Annotated in this window: 21 protein-coding genes and 1 tRNA gene; 8 read left to right on the top strand and 14 right to left on the bottom strand. The window is 34.3% G+C overall.

Features of this window, described 5'->3' with window-relative positions; genetic code table 11:
* Positions 1-15: 15 nt before the first annotated feature.
* The 5 genes from ES675_RS04530 to ES675_RS04510 form a co-directional block, all read right to left on the bottom strand.
* Complete coding sequence (locus tag ES675_RS04530; protein WP_066248745.1) at positions 16-606, bottom strand: HupE/UreJ family protein; 591 nt, start codon at positions 604-606, stop codon at positions 16-18.
* A 104-nt stretch (positions 607-710) separates the two neighbouring features.
* Positions 711-1,619, bottom strand: coding sequence for a mechanosensitive ion channel family protein (locus ES675_RS04525; protein WP_066248742.1), 909 nt, complete (start codon positions 1,617-1,619; stop codon positions 711-713).
* A gap of 129 nt (positions 1,620-1,748) precedes the next feature.
* Positions 1,749-3,203 carry a cardiolipin synthase gene (gene cls, locus ES675_RS04520; protein ID WP_066248739.1) on the bottom strand — a complete coding sequence of 485 codons (1,455 nt, stop codon included), beginning with the start codon at positions 3,201-3,203 and terminating at the stop codon, positions 1,749-1,751.
* Positions 3,204-3,342: 139 nt separating this feature from the next.
* Positions 3,343-4,734: a flavin-containing monooxygenase gene (locus tag ES675_RS04515; RefSeq protein WP_066248735.1), complete on the bottom strand. Its 1,392-nt coding sequence runs from the start codon at positions 4,732-4,734 to the stop codon at positions 3,343-3,345.
* 319 nt (positions 4,735-5,053) lie between these two features.
* Complete coding sequence (locus ES675_RS04510; protein ID WP_066248731.1) at positions 5,054-5,956, bottom strand: DMT family transporter; 903 nt, start codon at positions 5,954-5,956, stop codon at positions 5,054-5,056.
* Between the two features lie 581 nt (positions 5,957-6,537).
* Between ES675_RS04510 and ES675_RS04500 the strand changes: the two genes are divergently transcribed.
* A complete protein-coding gene (locus ES675_RS04500; RefSeq protein WP_066248727.1) occupies positions 6,538-8,625 on the top strand; it encodes an amino acid carrier protein in 2,088 nt (695 codons plus the stop codon).
* 66 nt (positions 8,626-8,691) lie between these two features.
* Here the strand turns inward: ES675_RS04500 and ES675_RS16395 are convergent, their stop codons facing one another.
* From ES675_RS16395 to ES675_RS04470, 7 genes are all read right to left on the bottom strand, one after another.
* Positions 8,692-8,847, bottom strand: coding sequence for a hypothetical protein (locus ES675_RS16395; RefSeq protein WP_157448673.1), 156 nt, complete (start codon positions 8,845-8,847; stop codon positions 8,692-8,694).
* 1 nt (position 8,848) lies between these two features.
* Positions 8,849-9,073 (bottom strand): hypothetical protein, encoded by a 225-nt coding sequence (locus ES675_RS04495; RefSeq protein ID WP_066248724.1) that lies wholly within the window; start codon positions 9,071-9,073, stop codon positions 8,849-8,851.
* 156 nt (positions 9,074-9,229) lie between these two features.
* A complete protein-coding gene (locus ES675_RS04490) occupies positions 9,230-9,676 on the bottom strand; it encodes a GNAT family N-acetyltransferase (protein ID WP_066248720.1) in 447 nt (148 codons plus the stop codon).
* A gap of 203 nt (positions 9,677-9,879) precedes the next feature.
* The gene (locus tag ES675_RS04485) at positions 9,880-10,518 is read right to left on the bottom strand and encodes an HdeD family acid-resistance protein (protein ID WP_066248716.1); all 639 of its coding nucleotides are present in this window, start codon (positions 10,516-10,518) and stop codon (positions 9,880-9,882) included.
* 48 nt (positions 10,519-10,566) lie between these two features.
* A complete protein-coding gene (locus ES675_RS04480; protein WP_066248714.1) occupies positions 10,567-10,983 on the bottom strand; it encodes a DUF2141 domain-containing protein in 417 nt (138 codons plus the stop codon).
* An 11-nt stretch (positions 10,984-10,994) separates the two neighbouring features.
* Entirely contained in the window at positions 10,995-12,002 is a 1,008-nt protein-coding gene (locus tag ES675_RS04475; RefSeq protein ID WP_066248711.1) for an NAD-dependent epimerase/dehydratase family protein, read from the bottom strand.
* Positions 12,003-12,233: 231 nt separating this feature from the next.
* Positions 12,234-15,566 (bottom strand): GEVED domain-containing protein, encoded by a 3,333-nt coding sequence (locus tag ES675_RS04470; protein WP_066248709.1) that lies wholly within the window; start codon positions 15,564-15,566, stop codon positions 12,234-12,236.
* A gap of 315 nt (positions 15,567-15,881) precedes the next feature.
* On the opposite strand from ES675_RS04470, the gene ES675_RS04465 reads away from it, so the two are divergent.
* From ES675_RS04465 to ES675_RS16390, 3 genes are read left to right on the top strand one after another with little or no spacing between them, the layout of a single operon-like run.
* Positions 15,882-16,280: a VOC family protein gene (locus ES675_RS04465; protein ID WP_066248705.1), complete on the top strand. Its 399-nt coding sequence runs from the start codon at positions 15,882-15,884 to the stop codon at positions 16,278-16,280.
* Between the two features lie 37 nt (positions 16,281-16,317).
* Positions 16,318-16,620 (top strand): ribosome hibernation-promoting factor, HPF/YfiA family, encoded by a 303-nt coding sequence (gene hpf / locus ES675_RS04460; RefSeq protein WP_066248700.1) that lies wholly within the window; start codon positions 16,318-16,320, stop codon positions 16,618-16,620.
* Between the two features lie 26 nt (positions 16,621-16,646).
* Positions 16,647-16,793, top strand: a complete 147-nt coding sequence (locus tag ES675_RS16390; RefSeq protein ID WP_157448672.1) for a hypothetical protein — start codon at positions 16,647-16,649, stop codon at positions 16,791-16,793.
* Positions 16,794-16,930: 137 nt separating this feature from the next.
* On the opposite strand, the gene ES675_RS04455 is transcribed toward ES675_RS16390, so the two are convergent.
* Positions 16,931-17,010, bottom strand: a tRNA-Leu gene (locus ES675_RS04455).
* 157 nt (positions 17,011-17,167) lie between these two features.
* Between ES675_RS04455 and ES675_RS04450 the strand changes: the two genes are divergently transcribed.
* From ES675_RS04450 to pth, 3 genes are all read left to right on the top strand, one after another.
* Positions 17,168-18,109: a ribose-phosphate pyrophosphokinase gene (locus ES675_RS04450; RefSeq protein ID WP_066248696.1), complete on the top strand. Its 942-nt coding sequence runs from the start codon at positions 17,168-17,170 to the stop codon at positions 18,107-18,109.
* Positions 18,110-18,163: 54 nt separating this feature from the next.
* Positions 18,164-18,799, top strand: coding sequence for a 50S ribosomal protein L25/general stress protein Ctc (locus ES675_RS04445; RefSeq protein ID WP_066248693.1), 636 nt, complete (start codon positions 18,164-18,166; stop codon positions 18,797-18,799).
* A gap of 141 nt (positions 18,800-18,940) precedes the next feature.
* Positions 18,941-19,507: an aminoacyl-tRNA hydrolase gene (pth, locus tag ES675_RS04440; protein ID WP_148367307.1), complete on the top strand. Its 567-nt coding sequence runs from the start codon at positions 18,941-18,943 to the stop codon at positions 19,505-19,507.
* Between the two features lie 49 nt (positions 19,508-19,556).
* Here the strand turns inward: pth and ES675_RS04435 are convergent, their stop codons facing one another.
* Positions 19,557-22,295 carry a T9SS type A sorting domain-containing protein gene (locus tag ES675_RS04435; protein ID WP_066248685.1) on the bottom strand — a complete coding sequence of 913 codons (2,739 nt, stop codon included), beginning with the start codon at positions 22,293-22,295 and terminating at the stop codon, positions 19,557-19,559.
* Between the two features lie 253 nt (positions 22,296-22,548).
* On the opposite strand from ES675_RS04435, the gene ES675_RS04430 reads away from it, so the two are divergent.
* A complete protein-coding gene (locus tag ES675_RS04430; protein ID WP_066248683.1) occupies positions 22,549-23,271 on the top strand; it encodes a hypothetical protein in 723 nt (240 codons plus the stop codon).
* The last annotated feature ends 171 nt before the right edge of the window (positions 23,272-23,442 follow it).

Below are 23,442 nucleotides of genomic sequence, written 5' to 3'. Positions count from 1 at the left end.
AGGCATCAGGCGCTTTTAGGCTATTAAATCGCTATTTAAAATCATAGGAATTACCAATCCAACTACGACTGCTGAAATAACCATAACCCAGTCGCGCTTTGAAAAACGGAAAATAGTTTGCATAATATAACCTAAGAACAACACAACAAATACAATGATTATTTGGGCTAACTCTATACCAAGCGCAAATTCTAATAAGGTTAGAAGTTTGTTATCAGATTTTCCAACCATCATTTGAAATTCTCGAGCAAAACCTAATCCGTGAACGAGTCCGAAAAAGAGGGTTGAAAAAAACAGAACACCTATTTTCTCTTTTTGGGCGCCTTTTCCTGCTGTAAACACATTGAAAAGCGCAATGATTAAAATGGTTATGGGAATTAAAAACTCGACTAATGATCCATTAACACTCACAACACCATAGGCAGCAAGCACCAAAGATAAGGTATGTCCTAAAGTAAAAATGGTTACTAGAATTAGAACACGTTTCCAATCTTTAAATAAATAAGGAACTGTAAGTACAATTAGAAATAGTACATGGTCATAGGCATTAATATCTAAAACGTGATTGATGCCATATTCAACATTAAACCAGAAATTTTCAAGCATTAGTTATGTAGTTTTTAGGGTGTTTTCAAAGATACAATTTAAAATGAATTGATAAAAAACAACACCTAAAATTACGCAAATTTTAAAACGAAAACACACCGGTTTTAACCGCGTTTATTCTTTGTCCTTATTTTATAATCAACCGTTACTGGAATACTAGTTTGCGAACCATATAATTTAATTTCAGTAATATCAGCAGGCATATTAAAACCATTTTCCATAATAACTTGTTTCACATTTCTTACAACGGTACTTTTTACCTCCAAGGCTCGTTTTCTATATTCTTTTGTTTGCGCCCAAAAGAGAATTTTTAAATTCACGGTACTCACACCTAACGAATCTACCACCACAAAACACTCGTGTTCTTCGTCTTCAAAAACACCTTGAGAACTTCTAACCGTTTCTAAGATAACTTTTTTAGCCGTGTCAATATCATCTTCATAATCAATACCTACCATAAAATCTAGTCTAAAAAAACCATCTTCGGTATAGTTATAAACGGCTTTTTTTATAATATCGCTATTCGGAATATACACATCCCGACCATCAAATGTTTTCACCTTGGTATATCTGAATTCTAAGGATTTAATTTTTCCGAAAATATTATCGACCATAATGGTATCATCCACATCAAAAGGGCGGTTGAAGGATAAAATAATTCCGGATATAAAATTCTCACCAACATCTTTAAAAGCAAACCCTATAATAACGGCTGATGCCCCGGCAGCTGTTAACAATCCTGTTGCTACACCTTGTAACCCAGCTACTTTTAACGCCATCATAATCACCAAAGTTAAAACCGCTAATTTGACCGTTTTAGACAGGAAATTAACCATTAACGGATCTTGTGTTTTTAATAGATACGTTTTTTTAAAAAAGCGTGAAATAATATTAGCCAGTAGAAACCCAATGATAATCATTACAATGGCCAGAATAATTTTAGGAACACCCATAATGAAAGATTCCCAATAGGCTTTCAAAGATTCTTTCATAAGCTGCATTGATTCATTCATAAGATTTCTATTTGAGAATTAATAAGGATTAAAAATACGGCTTTACCTGTAATATATTGAACCATTTGAAAATAATACGAACGGTTACGAGACAACCTGTGAAACGCGGATTCTGAACTATCTCTAAAATTATAAAAACGGTGATAATAAGCGCACCATCTTCTCCCACAAATGAATATATTTTGGCCTATCTAACCAAGCTTGTGCATCCATTAATTCAGAATCCTTTAAATCATTTTTAAAAGCTTCTGTAAGTTGTGCGGCTATATTTTTGCTATAAATCATGGCATTGACTTCAAAATTAAGATCAAAACTTCTATAATCCATATTGGCCGATCCTACGATGGCCAAATCATCGTCAACAACCATTGTTTTTGCATGCACAAATCCTTTATTATACTTATATATTTTTGCGCCAACTTGAAGCAATTCTGTATAATAAGCACTTGCTGCCGCGTTTACCATTTTGGAATCTGAAACACCTGGAATGATGATTTTAACATCTAATCCGCCTTGAACGGCAATAAGTAACGCATCCATTAAGCTTTGGTCTGGAATAAAATACGGACTTGTAATATAAATGCATTTTTTGGCAGAACTAATGGCTTCTAAAAGGGAATAAAAAATAACAGGCTGCAGACTATCTGGTCCTGAAGCAGCAATCTGCACCACTTCATTTGAAATCGTTTCTTGTTTGGTACTGTCTATAAAATAGGACTCGGAATACTCAAACGGTGTTGTGCTACAAAAATTCCAATCGCCCATAAATAAATACTGTAAATAGGCTGTGGCTTGACCTTTGATCATTACATGCGTATCTCTCCAAAATAAATGATTGTTTGTATTTAAATCATTTCGGTATTTATCGCTCATATTAATGCCACCAACAAAACCAACTATTCCATCAATAACAACAATTTTTCTATGATTTCTGTAATTGATTCGGTTTGCAAATGCATACCATTTTATTTTATAGAAAGGTGCCGTTTGCACGCCGCCATCTTGTAGTTTTTTTATGAATGTTTTCCCTAAACCATGACTCCCAAAATCATCATACATAAAACGAACCTCAACGCCTTGGTTTACTTTTTTTATAAGCATATCGGCAATCTTATTGCCTGTAATATCATCTTCATAAATATAATATTCTATATGAATGTGAGCCGTTGCTTTATCCAGTTCTTTTAATAATTCCGGAAATTTTTCATCGCCATTTATTAACAGTTTCACTTCGTTATTTGCTGTTAATGGACTACTTCCTGCGCGACGAATAAACTCAATTAATCTTTCACTTTTTCTTGCAATTAGTCCAGAATTACTTATAGTTTCAGAATAGGTGTTCATTCTATTTCTAATGCGTTCTCGAAGGGGTTCGTCTTCCACTATTTTTTTAGAATAGAGTTTTCTTTTTCTGTAGTTTGTTCCAACAGAAAAATAAAAAATCATACCCAAAAATGGCACAAATACAATGAATAATATATAGGATAAAGCCTTGGTACTACTTCGTGTATCGTACAATACTCTAGAAATAACTAAAATAATTAAAATGATATAAGCAATTTCTCCGAGTAAAATCCAATTCATATAACAGGTATTTATGGTGCTGTTAAATTAACAAAAAAATAAGCCTTATGCCCATTTGGAGAAAGAAAAAGACCTTACACTAGTATGAAGTTGCAAGGTCTAATTCTAAAAAACATGTTCAACTATAGATTATTTCAGCTTAAACAAGTTCTTTTTCTATTGTTTCTTCCATGGCTTCTTCACTTTGTTCTTGAAACAAATACCGTTCCTTACTATCATCTAATTCATCCATCCATTCCGTATGATGCGTTTCTGCCATAGTACCAGTTACAACACTTTGGAAGGTTTTATCTCTGTAGGTTAAAATGTTTTCATCTTTATCTTGAAGCCATTCTTTAAACATATCAGCCACTTTTTCCACATTAAAATCTGGATAATCCGATAGACTTAATAAGTCTTTTATATACGCTGTTTGAAAATCAACATGATCAAAACTCGATTTTAATTTTTCATTCTCTATCAACCATTTATTAATATCTAAGCGGCGTTCAGCTTTTGAAGGTGTTTTATAACGATCCATCATATAATCTCGTGCTACCCAAGCTTGGGTATCAAACATATTGAAGGTGTAATATTGATCTTGCATTCCCAAATAAATCATGTTAGGCACATCATTAAAGAAAACACCTTTGTACAAATGATCTGGGTATAGATTATTTTTCGTTTTCAAACGTAATTCATCTGGAAGAAACGGGAATTTATGCTGATAGCCTGTACACATGATTACCGCATCAAAACTTTTAGACGTTCCATCTTTAAAATAAGCCGTATTACCTTCAAAATATTTCAACAAAGGCACTTCTTCAATACCTTCTGGCCAATTTACGCCAATAGGATTACTTCTATAACTTAAAGTTACTGATTTTGCACCATGCTTATGGCATTGCACACCAATGTCTTCGGCAGAATAACTACTCCCAATTATTAATAAATCTTGGTCTTTATAAGGATCAGCACCTCTAAAATCGTGGGCGTGTAATACTTGACCTGGGAACTGTTCTATCCCTTCAAAATACGGCATATTTGGTGTTGAAAAATGACCAGATGCTACAACGAGATAATCAAATTCTTCTGAATAGGTTTTATCAATTTTTAAATTATCTAAAACGACTTTGAATTTTTTAGTGTCTTCATCATAGCTTACCCAACGAACCGTAGTATCAAAACGAATATAATCGCGAACATTATTCTTTTTTATTCTGCCTTGAATATAATCGAATAACACAGGTCTTGGTGGATATGAAGAAATAGGTTTCTTAAAATGTTCATCGAAAGAATAATCTGAAAACTCCAAACATTCCTTCGGCCCATTGGACCATAAATATTTATACATACTACCATGGGCAGGTTCACCATACTTTCCAACGCCTGTTCTCCACGAATAATTCCACATGCCTCCCCAGTTACTTTGCTTTTCGAAGCACACAACTTCTGGAACTTCTAAACCTTGTTTTTTAGCAGCTTCAAAAGCCCTTAATTGTGCTAATCCACTGGGACCAGCACCAATAATTCCTACGCGTTTTTTATTCATAATATAGCATTAATGTTTAATTGCGCATCCATCTAAAAATTAGATTGAGCACAAATAGTTATTATTTAAATTTTATTAAAAAGCTGCGTTTTTGCAGCGTGGGAAGCAATAAACACGCAATAATTAGAAACGTAATTTCTTAATTAGGACTGCTATTGGTGTCATTTTCCGAAGCAAATAATATAAGGAATTTAAGTGAAGAAATCTAATTATTACCTGCTATATCATTGGATTTTATTGATATCAAACCAAATTAATAACTACATATCACAAAGTCTGAATCCGTAGTTTCAATTACGCACGATGAAGGATTATAAAATTAAGTTCTTGGCACCAAGTTAGGATCTACTTTCTTCTCACGAATGAGATAAATGCCAATTAAAATCAAAATGCCGCCTAAAACGTACCAAATGGTGAATTTTTCGCCATCAATAATTCCCCAAATCACAGCAACAATTGGCAACAAATAACTTGCTGTACTTGCGAAAACCGCTGACGTATTTTGAATTAATTTATAATACAGTAACATGGCAATTGCGGTTCCAAATATGGTTAAAAATCCTAAATAACCTAAAGGTTCTACATATTCTGGTTTCATTTCAAAATTTTGAATAAATCCTGTGAAATACAATATTACCATAGCAGGAATAGCCCAAATAGTATAAACAGCAGCTGTTAACTCTACCGCTTTTACTTCTGAAGTTCGCTCTGCAATTACAACGGCATTTATACCATAAGATGCGCCTGCTAACACAATGAGCATCGCATATCCAAACTGTGATCCTTCTGTATTTGCATCTGAAAAATAAATTAAACTTGCTGCTCCTAAAAAGCCGATAACGGCACCAACCACTTGTGACATTTTACTTTTAATTCCGAAGAGTAAAAACCCAAATATTAGAACAAAAACGGGTACCAAAGAATCTAATATTCCCGCCAAAGAGCTACTTACTTGGGTTTGTGCTATTGGAAACAAGAACATGGGCAAGAAATTACCAAAAAAACCAACTATAGTAACCCAAAGCAACGTTTTTTTAGTCATCTTTTTAATTGCAGGAATCCCAATAATTGCTAATAATATACCAGAACCTACAATTCGAATAGCACCAATCTCATAAGGTGTAAAAGCCACAAGTGATTTCTTTATGAGTATAAATGAACTTCCCCAAGTTAATGTGATGACTAATAATAAAATCCAACGGTTATTGAAAAACTTTCCCATATTAAAAAATTAAAGCAGCTATTAAAAATAGCTGCTTTTTAAAACTATATCATACCAAATTAAACATTTTTTGTCACATTTTAATTGGTATTATTTTAATTCTACTCTAATGTTTGTTCGCCACCACCATTTACAAAAATGGTTTGTCCACTGACCCATTCCGAAATTGGAGATGCAAAATACAACGCCGCATAACTTCCTTGGTTTTTTTCCAGTAATCCAGCTCCAGAACCAAAGTTAACAATATATCCTCCAGTTGTTTAAAGTTCTGTGTAAGCTGCTTTCATGAAGTTTAATGTTCCTTTTAAATTTTTTATTTTATTATAATTCATGATACCTACTGGTAATTCCAAAGATAATCATTACAACTGCCAAAATTAATTTAACTCCCTAATCTTAAGCATATTTTTACAGCTAAATACACCAATTTAAATCGCTAAAATAAAGTGAAAGAAGCAAGTGTTTTATGATGAAAATTTATTTTATTTAAACTCAAGAGGCACAAAAATTAAGGAAATAGTTTGGGGGAGCTTCGTCTTATCCCTAAATTGTGTTTTTCCCGAATAAATCCATAAAAATAAATGTTTAAACCACTACTCCTTCTTTTTACTTCATTTTTGCTTATTTCGAGTGTTCATGCTCAAAATGACCTTGATGAAACAAATGAAATATTAATCAGTGTTGAATTAAACAACCCTTCTTCAGAAATAAATAACGCAACGGTTCAGCTATTAGTTAAAGGTGGCGTACCTCCTTACCAATACAAGTGGAGCAATCAAAATACGTCTTTAAGCTCCAATAGCGCAACTAGTTTAATTGAAGGCATGACGCATTCGGTAACGGTCACTGATGCTAACGGGATTACGGCTTCAAAATCTTTTAAAATACCTGCTGAATCAATAACTGAAATTTTTAATAGTAATGTACAACCAGCAGTAGATTTTCTTGGTGCCATCTTATTTTGGGACCCCTTTGCTTCCTTCGGAATATACGATCCAGTGGTTTATATTTCTAAAGACGATATTGGACTTCCACATATAAAAAATACCGATCAAGATTATTTTTTAAAAGAATGGTTAGTTCCTGATGGTGCTGTGGTTCAAAAGAATCAAGAAATTGCAATCCTTGAAATTGACGGTAAAGAAACAATTGTGCGTGCGAATTTTGGTGGAAACCTTAAACATATCGTCAATAAAAATGCACGTATAACCATTAGAAGCAAACCCACTTCTACCAACGAGCCTTTAATAGGAACAGTTCAATTTAAAAACCCACAGCCTTTATTACATCCCAATGGTGATGTAGTTGAAAACACGATTCCATTTATTGTTATCTGGCTTATATTGGGAAGTATTTTCTTTACGATACGTTTGAAGTTTATCAATATTCGTGGTTTTCGCCATTCATTAGGTTTGGCTAGCGGCAAATATGACGATCCAAACGCTCCGGGAAGTATTACACATTTTCAGGCTATGGCAACTGCCGTATCTGCCACGGTTGGTTTAGGAAATATAGCTGGAGTAGCAGTTGCTATTTCCTTGGGAGGAGCAGGTGCAACATTTTGGATGTTTATGGCTGGATTTTTTGGAATGTCCTTAAAATTTGCAGAATGTAGTATGGGTGTAAAATATCGTTTTATTGATGCGGAAGGTAGAATTTTTGGTGGTCCGATGAACTATTTACGCTATGGTCTTGAAAAACGCAAGCTAAAAAAATTAGGTAAATTTCTAGCAGGCCTTTTTGCTTTCTTGGGGGTAGGAGCTTCTTTTGGAGGTGGAAATATGCTGCAATCTAATCAAGCATTCAAAATAATGTCAGAGCAGATTCCAATTCTTCAAGGTCAAGGTTTTTTATTCGGACTTGGTTTTGCAGTGCTTGTAGGTATTGTAATTATTGGTGGAATAAAGAGTATCGCTAAATTCACAGGAAAAGTTGTTCCATTTATGGCCATGCTATATATTATTGGTTGCTTGGTTGTAATAGGAAATAACATCGATAATATTGGCGGTGCTTTTATGGCAATTTATGATGGTGCTTTTTCTGCCGATGCGCTAAAAGGCGGTTTTATAGGCGTACTTATTGTTGGATTACAGCGTGCTGCATTTTCTAATGAAGCAGGAGTTGGATCTGCTGCAATAGCGCACAGTGCATCCAAAACTAATAATCCTGTTGCGGATGGCTTTGCTTCTCTAGTTGAGCCTTTAATTGATACGATGTTAGTTTGTACCATGACTGCTTTAGTACTAATATTTACGGGTATCCATAAAGATGGCGGAGGAATGGGAGGCGTAGAACTCACCTCTGCTGCTTTCGGAAGCGTGGTTTCTTGGTTCCCAATGGTTTTAGCTATTGCTGTGTTTTTATTCGCATTCTCAACCATGGTGTCGTGGTCTTATTACGGAATGCGCTCTTGGACCTACCTATTCGGACGAAGCAAAAAAGGAGAATTAGTGTATAAACTTATGTATTTAGGCTTTGTAGTTTTAGGTGCTTCTGTAAGCCTTGGTGCTGTATTGAGCTTTGCCGATATGATGATTTTGGCCATGTCGTTTCCAAATATTGCTGGATTATACATTCTAGCACCCGAAATATATGCAGATATGAATGTTTATTTAGATAAACTCAAAAAAGGCAAACTATACATAGCTGAAAAGTTTGTTAAGGCTTAAAAGCAGAACTCCTAAACACTTAACCATTTATAAACGATCAAAAAGAAATTCAGTTTTTTAAAAACTTTAGTTATATATCGTTTTTCCCTGTTTAATGGTTTTTAACACGCGAATACCTTTAATTTCCATTGAGCTTAAAAATTCTGCTCTTTCTTTTCTTAAATTTTCTGCGTGAACATCTCCCCAAAAATACGTGTGATTGGTAAAAAATGATGGTTCCATATTATACTTGAGTGGTATAGAAAAACGCCTCTTGTTTAGACGCTAGATTTTCAAGCCCAAAAGTGTTTGTTACTCCCATGTGACTGCTAGTATATTGTAAATACACTGGGTTATTTGGTAAGACTTTATCGATGTCGTTTTTAGTAGGATGTCCTTTCTCTGCCAACTGACCATCATCCATCATAACCTCAACCATAAATCCTCTCGCCATCAGGAATGTTCTCATCTTCTCTGTATTGTTTTAATTTTTTTAAAATATCACCATTAAAGAATAATTATGATGCTTCAATTCTGGCATCCAAATTACCCATTGTTTTTTCATGCTTTTTGCAACTAAAAAAAGCGCTTAAAACAAATACGATGAGTCCAATTTTTCGCGTCATTAGTTCGTTTTTAATGTCATAATAATTCGGTCTTCATTATCTAGAAAATAGTTATCTAAAATAACATCACCTTCAAACCCTAAATTCCTATAAATTTTTATGGCTGCGTCATTATCTGGATAGACCGTTAATGCAATTTCTCTTGCATTATAAGCTTTTAAAACTTCAATTAATTGCGCTGTTAGTTGTTTCCCCAAACCTTTACCTCTGCCATCTTGATGAACACCTAAAGACAAAACCCAACCTTGCATATTCTCCGTATTTAATCCACCTAAAGCATAGCCCAAAATGCTGTTGTTTTCTTTGGCGACTAGAAAATAATGGCCAGAAATATCAAATAATTGGCGTATTACAAAAGCTGGATAACTATCCGTATTAAAAACATGTTGTTCAATAGCAATAATAGATTCAAGATCTTGTAATAGGGCTTTTTGTATTGTAATCATAACCTATTTTTTATTTGTAATTTAATTAAATACCCGCTTCCACCCACAAAATAAGAACCACTTTGTATTCCAAATCGAATGGTTTTTATATGTTATTCAAAAAATAGAAGCTAGTATGTATAGAAAAGTAAAAACACGTTTGGTATGATATTTCACAAACCAAACGTGCATTATAAAAACATTTTTATAAAATTTAGAGAATATTAATCATCCCATTCGTCATGAATTTCTTCCATAAGATTATCATAACGTTCTTTTAGTTCTGCTGAAATAGATTTAGACGATTTATGAATTTGGCGTAGTTGTAAACCCAAGTAAATACTAAATAATCCCGTAAACAAGAAACTCAATGCTATTAAAATAATCACGCTCATTCCTGCGAATATGGGATTCCAAATTAATATGAATGAAAAAATAATTCCTAAAATTCCAAGTCCTAATAAAACACCCCAATTTTTACTCCCATATTGTTTAATATCGAGCGCAAAACTAATGGCTGCAACGGAACGAAATAACACAACAAAACCAATATAAAAAGCCAATACATCAAGGGTTAATAAAGGATGGATTAGTAATGACGCACCTACAATAAAGGTAATAATTCCAAATGTTAAAGACCAACCCCAATTTTCTAATTGATGCCTATTGACTACCGAAAATATAATTTCTGATAAACCTCCAAATAAAAATGATAAGGCAAATAGAATGGATAAAGTTAATAATGAGCCTGTTGGCGACATAAAAACAATAATACTAACGATAACAAAAAACAGTCCCACAAATACCGGAATGTACCAATGTTTGACAGCTTCTTTGATCGATTTTAAAAATGTTGCTTCCATAATAATAGTTTTAGTTAGTTAATTCTATTTCGAATATATATTTAATAGTTAATCGACTAGCTTGATATTCATGACTTGATCCTCGATTAATGAAAACTTACAATCCACAAATTTGGGTGCCGAAAATTTGGGTTTGAAATTGTTTGAAAAGCCATACGGTTCTTTTGGAATTCCTATGAAATTTAGATTACAAATACCATCAGAGTTTTCATCATGATACATAGATATAGCATAATCACCTTTTGGTAAATCATCTATTACAAGGCTTTCTACATTTTCTTTTACTGTTAATTTATAATGCTTAATTTCTGAATCCTTTTCCAAAAACCCTTCTTCTGCATTGTAAATACCGATAATAATATGACCTTGAATTTTTTCAATATTTTGAATATTGATAGTTAATTTCGGGGCGTCCGTGGATAAAAACCCAAATATAATTGAGAAATAAGCAAAAAATATGTTCATAGGTTTGGGGTTTAATTAAAATAATGTTGCATCTGTTTTTTATCTTGAGCTTTATAAGCATCATAGGGTTCAGATTGTTTTAACAAATACCATTTTACAGGTTTTTTAAAAATGCAAGCTGCTGTTTTTTTTAAGGACGATACTTTTTCAGCTTCCATCCTAAAATAATCTTCTAATGTATCTTCTCTAAAGTTAACAATTTTTTCAAGAGCATCACCATCTGCATAATAACCACAATGAAAATTTTTATCGGCAAAGGCACGTTTTGGAAAATCAAGCTCTCCTAATCCAAAGACAGCAAAGGAACGTTCTAAAAAGTGTTCATAGCTTATGCGGCAGGTTTCACCACCTCCTAAATTAAAAATCTGTTTGGACAAGGCGTTTTCCTTTTCAATACCATTTACAAAAGCACGAGCGGTATCACGTGGCGTAGCAATTTCCAATGCTGTATTTAATGGCTGATGAAACATAAGTTTAGACATTTTATGATTTCCCATAATAGCAGCCAATCTAAAAATAGCCCAATTTAACTGACTGTTTTGCAAGGCCTTTTCTGCGGCAATTTTTGTTTCTGCATACGCATCACCTTCACTTAGAATAAGGGGATCGCCCACATTTATATACGGATTCTCAATACGATCTCCATATACAGAAATACTAGAACTATACATAAAGAAGGCATTTGGCGAATGCTGCTCCAGTTGCTTAATTAAATTCTGTGTGCCTTTAGTATTTACGTTTTTTGCTAATTCCGGATTTTGGTCTGCCAAAGGCGGAATGATGGCAGCCAAATGAATAACCACATCCATATTCTTAATCTTTTCTAGATCTGATGGGTTTGTGATATCACCATAAATTAATGAAATTCGGTCTTTAAAAGGTGCAAACTTTTCAACGGTTGTTTTAGATTTTTTATCAAAAACCGTTACCTGATAAACACCTTTTTTAAGGAGTTGTTTCAGAGCTTCAAAACCAACGGTTCCTGAAGCTCCAGTTAGTAAAATGTTTGTTTTTTTCATAAAATTAGTTTAAATATATTACTATGCAAACGTTAGACCAAAAACTGAAAGATCTGGTTAAAATTTTCTATTCCTTTTAATAATAGTTAATGAGACATCTAATTATTCTTACCAACACCTATTAAAATCTAAAAAAAATCTATCATTATACTACTTTTAAATAAAAAACCGCCTCAAATTGAGGCGGTTTTAATTTTTATGAAGAACAATAATTTCTTCAAATTATTATAATTATTTTTTAATTACTCTAAATGTATGTAGTTCACCTAAATGTTTTAATGTTACTAAATACATTCCAGATGTTAAAGCATCATTAACTGAAACCGTTACTTTATTATCATTAACAGATAATGCATTGCTAAAAACTTGTCTTCCAGTCATATCAGTAATATTTACTTCAACTTGCCCTCCATTTAATGATGGTGCATGAATGTAAAAAGTACCGGTATTCAATGGATTTGGGTATAGACGTACTTCAGTAAATCTAGAGTATTCATCAACACTCATTGAGCCTGTAACTTCCAGGGTATAATCTTCAGTTTCACCAAAGCCTTGACTCTCATCACAAGCCATATCCCACGTGGCGGTAGCGGCTGATACTGCTGCTACACGAACTCTCATTCTGTATTCTCCAATAGCTAAACCTACAGGTATAGCAATATCCTCTGTTAAAACTTCAGCACTTCCTGTTCCTATATAGAAGAATTCATCTTCTTCAAAAGATCCATTATCGTTAAAATCAATCCAAACAGAAGCTGATTCATTCGCGAATCCGCCTCCAACGGTTACTGAAATTGTATTTGTGTCGCCAGAAAGAACGGTAGCAACCATACTTGTAAAGTCTCCATATCCATTAGGGCTACACGTAGTGGTATTGTCAATTTCTTGAAATGTAACATTTAATATATTGTCTCCATCAGTACAATCTAACACTGGTGTGCAATAAAGCGTCACAGCCGAAGTTGTAAAGGTCGCAACCGCAGAATAGGAAGTCTCAACTGAAATAGTACAAGTTACCTCTAACCTCCATTCAATATCTATTCCACGTACAGAAGAAGCTGTTGCCGCAAAAGCAGTGTAACTACTCTCAAGACCTCCTTCATTTATCCAACCTGCGCCATCTGTATTTGATTGCCACTGATAGGTCAATCCATTTCCAGTGGAATAGCCTGTAGCCGTAACGGTATAGCTAGAACCAGCATTCCCTGTTTGAGGGTTTACGGTTGCTACACCTCCATCTGGAGTACCTGAACAATCTGATGCTACTTCTACTAGAATTGTATAATCCTCAGCCTGACCATAACCTGCTGCATTACATGGAGCAGCTGCAGTATTAAATTTCTTCATAACACGCATAGTGGTATTTCCTAGCATTGCGGATGCTGGAACAGCAATGGAACCTGAAGATGAAATTGCATCTTCGCCAGTAGATCCAACGATATCAGGAAGTGTATACATTTCATCAGAACCTACAGCATTATCAAAAATGCCATCCTGATTCCAGTCAATATAAACCATGATTTTTGCTGTAAAAGCACCATCCGTATTTCCTTTAATTTCAATTGGATAACTTTCCCCTTGATCTACAGTAGCGATTAGCGAGGTAAAGTCCTCTAAAGCTGGGCTTCCGCCAACTGCTGCGCTAGTCGTATTGTCTATGCCACCAAAATTTACGTAAGTAATTGGTTCAACATTAGAAGGAAAAGTAACCGTACAATAAGTAACTGCTGTAGTAAAAGTTGCCACACTAGAAGTTGCCGACTCTGTTGAAATTGTACATGTAGTTATCAACCTCCATTCTACATCAATTTCAAGTATAGCAGGCGCTGTTGCAGCAAATACGACATATTGTGTCAAAAGCGCTCCTTCATCTACCCAACCAGCACCATCAGTATTTGATTGCCATTGATATGTCAATCCATCTCCTAAAGTTAATCCCGAGGCAGAAACTGTATAATTACTATTAATATTCCCTACTGAAGGATTCACAGACGCTACACCTGCATCAGGAGTTCCGGAACAATCTTCTGAGCCTGCTACTAAAACGGTATAATCTTCAATTTCTCCATAACCAAAAGCCACACAAGGATCAGGCGTGCTTTCATTCCAGCCAACCTTAACTCGCATACGTGTATTTCCTAGTACTGCATCTGTTGGAACAGTAATGTCCATGGTGTATGGTCCAACACTAGCAACGCTAGAGGCAATTGTATAAACCTCTCCTGCATCGTCTAAAGTACCATTTTGGTTCCAGTCGATAAAGGCATAAATGTAATCACCGCTATCAGCTGTAATTGTTACCGAAATTTGATTAGGTGTTCCTTGAATTACGCTCCCTATTTGTGCAGTAAAATCATTATATCCAGCATGAGTAGCTGTGGTATTGTTAATACCTGCATATGTAACATTAGTTATATTTTCAAAAGTTGTATTTCCTCCAGCTGAATCGCAATAAGCAATTACAACAGTAAAAGTGGCTACATCAGATATAGCTACATCAGATGTAGCTAAACAAGTTGAAGACAATCTCCATTCAACTACATCACCAAGTTGTGCAGGAGCTGTTGCCGTGTAAGCAGCATATTCTGTTGTAGCGGTTCCTTCATCTACCCAGCCTGCGTTGTTAGTATTAGACTGCCATTGATATGATATTCCTGGTGTTCCAACAGTTCCTTGAGCTTCTACACTATAAGTAGAACCAGCATTCCCAGATGTTGGATTTACCATTGCAATTCCCGCTTCAGGCATGCCATTACAATCTGGTAATAGTGGGCCATAAACAGTAAAGGTAAGGGCATTATAATCGGTACTAGCGGTAAGAACATTTAAATCGGTCCAGTTTTCATCAGCACCAAACAAAGCTTGAGGGTCAGATAATTTTGGTAACTCACCGTTTATATCATCGGATGCTGTCCAATTAAATCGTGGTGGATTATTAGCTAAAGCGTCATTAATTTTACCAGCAATAACCACCCAGTAAGACCCTGCACCTAAATTAAGCGCGTTGCCTGTTGCATCTTCCACATCTATGGTAACGATATAAGTAGGTGCAAATCCTGGTGTTTCCAGTTTTTCAAAGGATAAACCAGCGTCAGGACCGTTAACAGAATCCCAGTCTAGATCTAGTTCAAGTATAGCCGCATCAGGACCACTTGGATACCCATCAGGCGCTCCTCCTGCATCTGCATAAACAAAAAGTTGGAAACCTGTCAAAACCGGCTCTAAACCAGTTCCTTCAAGCCCACCAAATCCTTGAAATTGAAACAAGTATATATCTTCAGAATTTTGTAAAGTGAAATCATCAGCTGAATAAGCACCACCATTATCGGTTAAATAATAATCCGAAACAATTCCATTTCCACCTGCTCCTTCAGCTTGTTGGAAAATAACGGAATTATTTTCACCAGCTCGGAGATACTCACTTCCCAGATTAATACTAGTGCTCGAAGCACTTCCATCCGTTGCTTGTTGCGCCCGAAGCTGCAAATTGTTTTGAGCATAACTCGGAACACACAGTAATGTGGACACCAAAGTTGCTAAAAATAACAATGTAATTTTTTTCATAATAAATTCATTTTAAAATTAATTAAACTAATAGCTTGATTTTCCCAAATCCTAAATTCCCAAATTGCTTTTATTAACTAAACTTTCTAGTATGCATAAAAAGAAAATCATTTAAATAAAATGGCTTCAAAAATGAGGATTTGAATTTAACAGATGAAATTAGTAAAAAATTTTGAGGTTACCAAAATTAGAATCAGCATATTAAAAACAAATCGAATAGGATTAGATGTATTTGCAGCAATATTTATTTTAATTGAATTAATCAATTATAACACTTATATATAAATTTGAAAATAACCACAAAAAAAAATAAACATGAAAATCCAAGCATATTTAGCCTTTAACGGTAATTGTCAAGAAGCCCTTAATTTTTACAGCGAAATGTTTAATGCTGAAATAAAAAATCGCCAAACCTATCAAGATCAGAAAATAGATGTACCATCGTCATATCGTGACAAACTGCAACATGCTGAATTAAAAGGAAACGGTGTACACTTTATGGCTTATGATGCCTCACCAGACACTCCAATTAATCATGGTAATCAAATTCACATGAGTATAGATGCTAATAATAAAGAAGAAGCTGAGGAGTTTTTCAAAAAATTATCCCAGTTAGGTATGGTGCACCATAATTTTAGAGAACGTGAATGGGGCTATTTCGGAAGATGTTCGGATCAATTTGGTATAAATTGGATGATAAATTGCAAAAAGTAATTATCAAGCTTATCTATTAACTTTTAAAACAAATACGATGCAAATAATTTTTGAATATCACGATGTTAAAGCAAGTTCCACACTTGAAGAAACCGCTAAAAATAAGTTAGAGGAATTAGGTACTAAATTTGATATGGTAATTCGGGCTGATGTTTTTTTTAAAACCGAAAATACAACATCAAACAATACTGGAAAAATATGCAATATTAGATTAAGCCTTCCAGGTCCTAGAATTTTTGCGGAAGCAAGCCATGATAATTTTAAAGACTCTATTCTGGAATCCATCAATGATTTAGAGCGCCAACTGCGTAAAGTGAAAGAGAAAATGAAAAATCATTAGAAACAACAAATTCAAAACAAAACACTATGAAAACATTATTATTAGGCGCGGCATCTGTATTGATGCCTGGTAAAAAAGCTAAAGTTGTTATTGTAGGCTTGCAGTTTGCTGTATTAGCCTATCAATTATTAAAGAAAGAAGACAACGAAGCAGACAGAATTATTAGCAGATAGAATTTGTTGGAAAAATTAAAAATCAGGTTTTATTTAGAAATAACGATCCAAAGCGCTTATACTTAACAAAACACACTCCTTAAAACAAAATTAAAAACCGTAACTATTTATATTTTAAATAGTTACGGTTTTTTAAGTACTCAAGGCGGGAATCGAACCCGCACTCCGAAGAATCGGATTTTGAATCCGACGTGTCTACCAATTCCACCACTTGAGCATGCTTAATATTATAGTAGATGGCAAAATTATAAAATAAAATGCTTCCAACCATTAAAAATACATCCTTTTATGCTTTTGGAGTTGAAATAAATTCCTAAATTTGCACCTCGTTAAGACGAACTGAATATAATTAGTTATAATACAACCAATTAAACATGCCAAACGTACAAACAGAAGCAAAAATTTTTACCTGTACACAAAGTAGAGCGCTAGCGGAAAAAATCGCTGATGCCTATGGTATTCGGATGGGTAACGTTATTACATCCACCTACAGTGATGGTGAGTTTCAGCCGTCTTACGAAGAGTCTATACGTGGAACGCGTATTTTTATTATTGGCTCTACCAATCCAGGACCGGAAAACTTAATGGAAATGTTATTAATGATTGATGCAGCCAAACGCGCTTCAGCCAGACACATTACCGCAGTTTTACCATATTTTGGTTGGGCAAGACAAGACAGAAAAGATAAACCTCGTGTACCAATTGCTGCCAAACTAGTGGCGAAAATGCTAGAAGCCGCAGGAGCAACACGTATTATAACCATGGATTTGCATGCGGATCAAATTCAAGGATTTTTTGAAAAACCAGTAGATCATTTATTTGCATCTACTATTTTTCTACCGTATTTAAAAAGTTTAAACGTAGACAATTTAACCATTGCATCACCAGATATGGGAGGTTCCAAAAGAGCCTATGCATATTCCAAAGCATTAGAAAGCGATGTCGTTATTTGTTATAAGCAACGCGCAAAAGCTAATATTATATCACACATGGAATTAATTGGTGATGTAACTGGCAAAAACGTTGTACTAGTAGATGACATGGTGGATACAGCAGGAACTTTAACAAAAGCAGCCGACTTAATGATGGAGCGTGGCGCTTTAAGTGTTCGTGCTATTTGTACACACCCTATTTTATCAGGCAATGCTTACGAGCGTATTGAGAGTTCGAAGTTGGAAGAATTAATTGTAACCGATTCAATTCCTTTAAAACAACAAAGCTCTAAAATACGCGTGTTAAGTTGTGCTAATTTATTTGCCGAAGTGATGTTGAATGTACATTATAACAAATCTATTAGCTCAAAATTTATTATGTAGTATTTTTCGTAATACTACCAAAATTAGAATATTAATAACAATTATATATAAACAATGAAGTCAATTACAATTAACGGATCTCAAAGAGAAGGCGTAGGCAAAAAAGCATCAAAAGCCTTACGTAATGCTGGACAGGTACCTTGCGTATTATACGGAGGTGACAAACCAGTACATTTTAATGCTGAAGAACTCGCATTTTCAAAACTGGTTTATACGCCTAACGCGCATACAGTTGTGATTTCTTTAGAAAACGGTGACAAATTCAATGCAGTTTTGCAAGATATTCAGTTTCACCCTGTAACAGATAGAATTTTACATGTCGATTTCTATCAATTATTTGAAGATAAGCAGATTTCCATGGAAATTCCTGTACACTTTGTAGGGAGTTCTAAAGGTGTTAAAGCTGGTGGTGTATTACGTAAAAATGCCCGTAAATTACGTGTAAAAGCGTTACCAAGCAACTTACCTGATTTTATTGAAATAGATATTACAGACTTAAAAATTGGTGCTAAATTATATGTTACTGCTTTAGAAAACGAAGCATACAAAATTTTACACACTGATAACACAGTTGTTTGTCAAATTAAACGTGCAAGAGCCGCTATGGTTATTGCTACTGATGAAGACGAAGAAGAACTTGAAGAAGGTGCGGAAGGAACTGATGCTCCAGCAGAAGAAGGTCAAGAATAAATCTATTTTTAGTATCAATATATTTAAAAGCATTCTGATTTATCAGGATGCTTTTTTATTTTTATATAAATTTGAAGCATGTGGAACGTATTTACATTTTTAAATAAACGCCAAGCTTTTAAAACAGCCGAAACAGATAGCATGAAAAAATTTCTAATAGTAGGTTTAGGGAATATTGGTGATAAATACCATAATACCAGACATAATATCGGCTTTAAAGTACTAGACTTTCTGGCACATAAAGAAGACCTCACCTTCACTACCGATAAATTAGGAGATTTAACCACCTATAAATTTAAAGGGCGCACTTTCATATTACTTAAACCGAGTACCTATATGAACTTAAGCGGTAAATCTGTTTTGTACTGGTTAACTAAAGAAAAAATCCCTTTAGAAAACCTGCTTATTATTACAGACGATTTGAATTTGCCTTTTGGAAGTATTCGCCTAAAAACTAAAGGAAGTGATGGCGGTCATAACGGTCTTAAAGATATTCAAGACAAGTTAAACACTACAAAATACAACCGGTTTAGATTTGGCATAAGCGATGAATTTAGCCAAGGTCGTCAGGTTGATTATGTTCTTGGTGACTGGAGTGATGAAGAAAACAAAATCTTACCCGAACGTCTAGAAAAAGCCAGAGAACTCATAAAATCCTTTGGAACGGCAGGCATCAATAATACGATGAATAGTTTTAATGGGAAATAAAAAAGGGAAGCTAAATTAGCTTCCCTTTTTTATTTAAATAGTTTAACACCTACTTAATAATAATCTTTTTAATGGTTTCTTTCAATCCATTACTAACCTTCACAAGGTAAACACCAGATTGCGCATTATTCAAATTAATCTCTTGATTGAAATCTGTTGAACTAGCGTATGAATTATTAAAAATTGAACGTCCACGAATATCATAAACTTGCACATTAATATCCTTGTCTGAATTAGATTGTAGCTTTATATTAAATGAACCATTATTTGGATTCGGGAAAATAGCAAAACTATCAATACCAAATTCATCTACAGAAGCTGTTGGGTCAAGACATAATTCTATAGACCAGAAATTTAACTGACCAACATCACCTCCTGCATCATCAACAACAGTTAATGTCCAAGTACCAGTTCCGTCTTCACCATACATGGTTGATAAATCCCCTTCTGGAATAAACGTTCCAGTAAATGGCGACGTACCAGCAGTTATTAATACAGTAGCTTCTTGATCGAAAACCGTATTTGTATAATTATCACCACTTACACCGCCATTATCCGAGGTTAACTCTACAACTGTACCTGCTGGACTTGTAATGGTTACATCCAAATCGGCATTCCACGTATGGGTAATATCAATAGTCACATTAACATCCGATAAAACACCACTATTGGGTATGTTTATGGTAGATGTATAACTTCCAGGTGCTGGAATATCTACAACTGTACTGTTTGTAGTATCCGTACACGCTGGACAGGTAGCTCCAGAAACTACCGAAATATAATCAGCTAATACCACAGTATCGGTTCCGAATGAATTGGTTGCAACTAACGTTACATCATACATCCCATCAGCAGAATATGTTACTGTAGGGTTCTGATCTGTAGAGGTTGCAGGCAATCCACCTTCAAAAGTCCAAGACCAAGATGTAGCATTAGGAACCGTATCATCCATAAAATTCACGGTATTATTGGTATCTAAACAAATTGTCTCTTTATCTGCACTGAATGCAGCAACTGGTGGTCCAGGTAACGCTGGAAGTGTATAGCCACAAGCTGTTAATGATGAATGAATGGTATTGATATCAGCTGTGCTATAGTTTAAATTTACAGCCGCTTGATAAACTGCAACAGCAGCATCGTTCTGTCCTGTAGTTCCACCTGTCATACCTAGTCCTTCCCAAAAAATGGTATCCATTTCTTGTTGACCAATTTGATCCCAAATACCCATTAAACAAGATGCCCAAATTTGACCATCTGTATGTATTGAACCTGATAATCCTCCTGGATAGCTAGCCGTATAATTAGTAACACGACCATTCCAACACGCATTATGACCATCCCAGTTAAAAACCCAGTTATATTGTGGGTCAGCTGCTGTCCAATAACCATTTGCATTATTGACACCTCTATTGTACGATTGTGCCACATAATCTCCTGTACCTTCACCTAAACCTTCTGCTCCACTATTTGCACCTGCAGTAACCCAATCATGAAGTCCATGACCTAATTCATGATGAATAACATCGGAATCCTCGCCATCATCCACACAGCCTTCCCCAAAACGTAATTGTCCTGTACCACCATTATAAGATGATTGATCAGCACCATTCCATCCATGGGGATCAAATTGAACACCTCCAGAATATTGATAAGGCATAATGGATAAGCCTAATGTATTATTTAAATAATCCATCATATAATCAATATGATAATACACGTTTACGGCTTCAAAACCTTGCTGTTCACGAGTAAAATTAAATGCAGAGGAGTTCTGCGCAAACAAACCTGTAGTTGGCGCATCAAAATCAACTATTTCAGCACGTGGCCCAACCAATGAATAGGTAGCTCCAACTTGAGTAATATCATTTAATGTTACACTCATACGAGCTGCTGTTAATTCTGGCGTATCTGCATCGTTACCATCTACATATCCACCACCATAAGCAACCATGTTTGAAGATAGTGGGTCTGGGTTAAAAATCATACCTGTTCCATTAACTCTACGTTTTCTAAAATCAGGTACAGTAGAAACTTGATGTTCGCATGTTTTACTATGTACGTGTTCGCTGTCTTTATAGTAGTTTGTTAAATCTACCACTTTAAATATTTCTTGATTTTGAGCATCCACAAATACGTGCCATTCACCGGCAGGTTCGTTCGTTAAAATAGTAACCTCATGTGCTAAACGTGTTATTTTTGTATTACTATAAACAACTAATTTATTATCGTAATGCATTAAATTTCCTGATACATTTAAATAACGATAAGCCAATTCATAAGCCAAATCTTTAGAAACGCTAGGCTGAGCACTTGACATATTGTTTATAGTCTGATAACTATTCATAACAAACACCACTTTATTGTCTGGTGAAATACTAATAGTCACTTCATTTTTATTTATAGGATAGGCACCAGAATACTGTCTGAATCTGACAACCGAACCAGCATTAGTGGTACGTGTTGCATGGTGCTGTAAATTTTGAAGTTCGTCTTTAGAAATCCCTAAAGTCTTGGATTCTTTATCTAAATAATAATGTGCCATAGATTCTGGCGATCCTTGAGGAACCTCATAATTAAGACCATAAAGTGCTATTGGAAAACCAGTTTCCACATTAAAACGTCCGTTATTTTTAATTTCGGATGGGATTTTTTCATCTGCTTCTAAACTAATCTCGAAAGATTGTTTCGCCATAGGTTTTTGCGCAAAAGCAAATTGACCTGCAATAAGTAATACCAGAGAAAATAATAATGTTTTAGGCATAATACGATGCCGAGTAATTGTTTTCATAAGATTTGTAGTTTTTATTGAGAGGGTTAAAATACTAAAAGTAAATACATTAAAATATTTTTTCTGATGTTATTTACATTAATATGCTTTATCAGAATGTTTATTCGAAATAATAAAAAAAGTTATGAATTATCACAAATAATTATTTATATCTTTAATAATAAGCTTATTACATAAAAACAATTTCATTTAACAAAAGAATATTGAATGATTTTGATTATATGCATGTATTAATTATTAAATCCTAGAAATTATGAAACTTAAAATTCTACTTGTTTTATTTACAATATCGTTATTCTCGTGTCAAGAAGAATCACTAACCACAAGTGAGGCAATCGAGCCAATAAAAACATTAAATAAACTTGAAAATAGTAACTACGATAACTTTATAAATGAGGGAGAGACTGGACAACTTTTCTCGGAATTCATTACTGTAAATAATATAAGTTCTAAAATAAAAATGGACTACAGTCAAAGATGTAATCAAATAAATTTTGGTTCAAATAATTTGAATACATGTAGCACAGTTTATAATCTTAACCCGTTAAATTTTGATACTTTATGGAATACCAATAACAACGGTATTGGTTACATTGATTATGAATTAGAAAATTTTTTTAACATGCATTGCGATTATTCCTATACTTGTATTCACCCAACTTACCCAGTTATTCAAACTATGTCAGGAGAAATAGAATTCCATGAATCTCCAACTTGGATTTACGACCCTGAATTAGAAGATCTTGTTCTTGTATACTATTATTTAAGTGATACAGGAATACCTGCCATAAACGCTAATGAATTAGCCGATTTTTTAGCCTGTAAAATGGAAGAATATAGGGATGCTAATCTTCCAGATGCTGTAATTACTGATGTAAATTTGTATGGAGATGCGTTACTATGTTCTGGATATACTGTAAGACATTTAAAAGCCTCGTTTACATTAAATCTTCATGGACCAAAACCTAAAGTTTAAAATATTAAAGTCAGTTAATATCCTAAAAACACATCTAATACCATTTTAAAAATAGTAAAGCATTTTTAATTAATAGATTTTTTCATATTTTTAGCACATTATTCACAAGGAATAATGTGCTGTTTTTTATTACTTAAAACTACTAATTATAATTAAATTCATTTTCAAACC

The sequence above is a fragment of the Algorimicrobium algoritergicola genome, assembly GCF_008086165.1.
GTDB classification, from domain to species: Bacteria; Bacteroidota; Bacteroidia; order Flavobacteriales; family Flavobacteriaceae; genus Algorimicrobium; species Algorimicrobium algoritergicola.
This window is presented reverse-complemented; position numbering and strand designations above follow the sequence as displayed.

What these genes read in the sequence shown, in the direction of transcription:
- ES675_RS04530 (WP_066248745.1), bottom strand. Translation starts at nt 606, where the DNA reads ATGCTTGAAAATTTCTGGTTTAATGTTGAATATGGCATCAATCACGTT.
- ES675_RS04525 (WP_066248742.1), bottom strand. Translation starts at nt 1,619, where the DNA reads ATGAATGAATCAATGCAGCTTATGAAAGAATCTTTGAAAGCCTATTGG.
- cls (WP_066248739.1), bottom strand. Translation starts at nt 3,203, where the DNA reads ATGAATTGGATTTTACTCGGAGAAATTGCTTATATCATTTTAATTATT.
- ES675_RS04515 (WP_066248735.1), bottom strand. Translation starts at nt 4,734, where the DNA reads ATGAATAAAAAACGCGTAGGAATTATTGGTGCTGGTCCCAGTGGATTA.
- ES675_RS04510 (WP_066248731.1), bottom strand. Translation starts at nt 5,956, where the DNA reads ATGGGAAAGTTTTTCAATAACCGTTGGATTTTATTATTAGTCATCACA.
- ES675_RS04500 (WP_066248727.1), top strand. Translation starts at nt 6,538, where the DNA reads ATGTTTAAACCACTACTCCTTCTTTTTACTTCATTTTTGCTTATTTCG.
- ES675_RS16395 (WP_157448673.1), bottom strand. Translation starts at nt 8,847, where the DNA reads ATGGAACCATCATTTTTTACCAATCACACGTATTTTTGGGGAGATGTT.
- ES675_RS04495 (WP_066248724.1), bottom strand. Translation starts at nt 9,073, where the DNA reads ATGAGAACATTCCTGATGGCGAGAGGATTTATGGTTGAGGTTATGATG.
- ES675_RS04490 (WP_066248720.1), bottom strand. Translation starts at nt 9,676, where the DNA reads ATGATTACAATACAAAAAGCCCTATTACAAGATCTTGAATCTATTATT.
- ES675_RS04485 (WP_066248716.1), bottom strand. Translation starts at nt 10,518, where the DNA reads ATGGAAGCAACATTTTTAAAATCGATCAAAGAAGCTGTCAAACATTGG.
- ES675_RS04480 (WP_066248714.1), bottom strand. Translation starts at nt 10,983, where the DNA reads ATGAACATATTTTTTGCTTATTTCTCAATTATATTTGGGTTTTTATCC.
- ES675_RS04475 (WP_066248711.1), bottom strand. Translation starts at nt 12,002, where the DNA reads ATGAAAAAAACAAACATTTTACTAACTGGAGCTTCAGGAACCGTTGGT.
- ES675_RS04470 (WP_066248709.1), bottom strand. Translation starts at nt 15,566, where the DNA reads ATGAAAAAAATTACATTGTTATTTTTAGCAACTTTGGTGTCCACATTA.
- ES675_RS04465 (WP_066248705.1), top strand. Translation starts at nt 15,882, where the DNA reads ATGAAAATCCAAGCATATTTAGCCTTTAACGGTAATTGTCAAGAAGCC.
- hpf (WP_066248700.1), top strand. Translation starts at nt 16,318, where the DNA reads ATGCAAATAATTTTTGAATATCACGATGTTAAAGCAAGTTCCACACTT.
- ES675_RS16390 (WP_157448672.1), top strand. Translation starts at nt 16,647, where the DNA reads ATGAAAACATTATTATTAGGCGCGGCATCTGTATTGATGCCTGGTAAA.
- ES675_RS04450 (WP_066248696.1), top strand. Translation starts at nt 17,168, where the DNA reads ATGCCAAACGTACAAACAGAAGCAAAAATTTTTACCTGTACACAAAGT.
- ES675_RS04445 (WP_066248693.1), top strand. Translation starts at nt 18,164, where the DNA reads ATGAAGTCAATTACAATTAACGGATCTCAAAGAGAAGGCGTAGGCAAA.
- pth (WP_148367307.1), top strand. Translation starts at nt 18,941, where the DNA reads ATGAAAAAATTTCTAATAGTAGGTTTAGGGAATATTGGTGATAAATAC.
- ES675_RS04435 (WP_066248685.1), bottom strand. Translation starts at nt 22,295, where the DNA reads ATGAAAACAATTACTCGGCATCGTATTATGCCTAAAACATTATTATTT.
- ES675_RS04430 (WP_066248683.1), top strand. Translation starts at nt 22,549, where the DNA reads ATGAAACTTAAAATTCTACTTGTTTTATTTACAATATCGTTATTCTCG.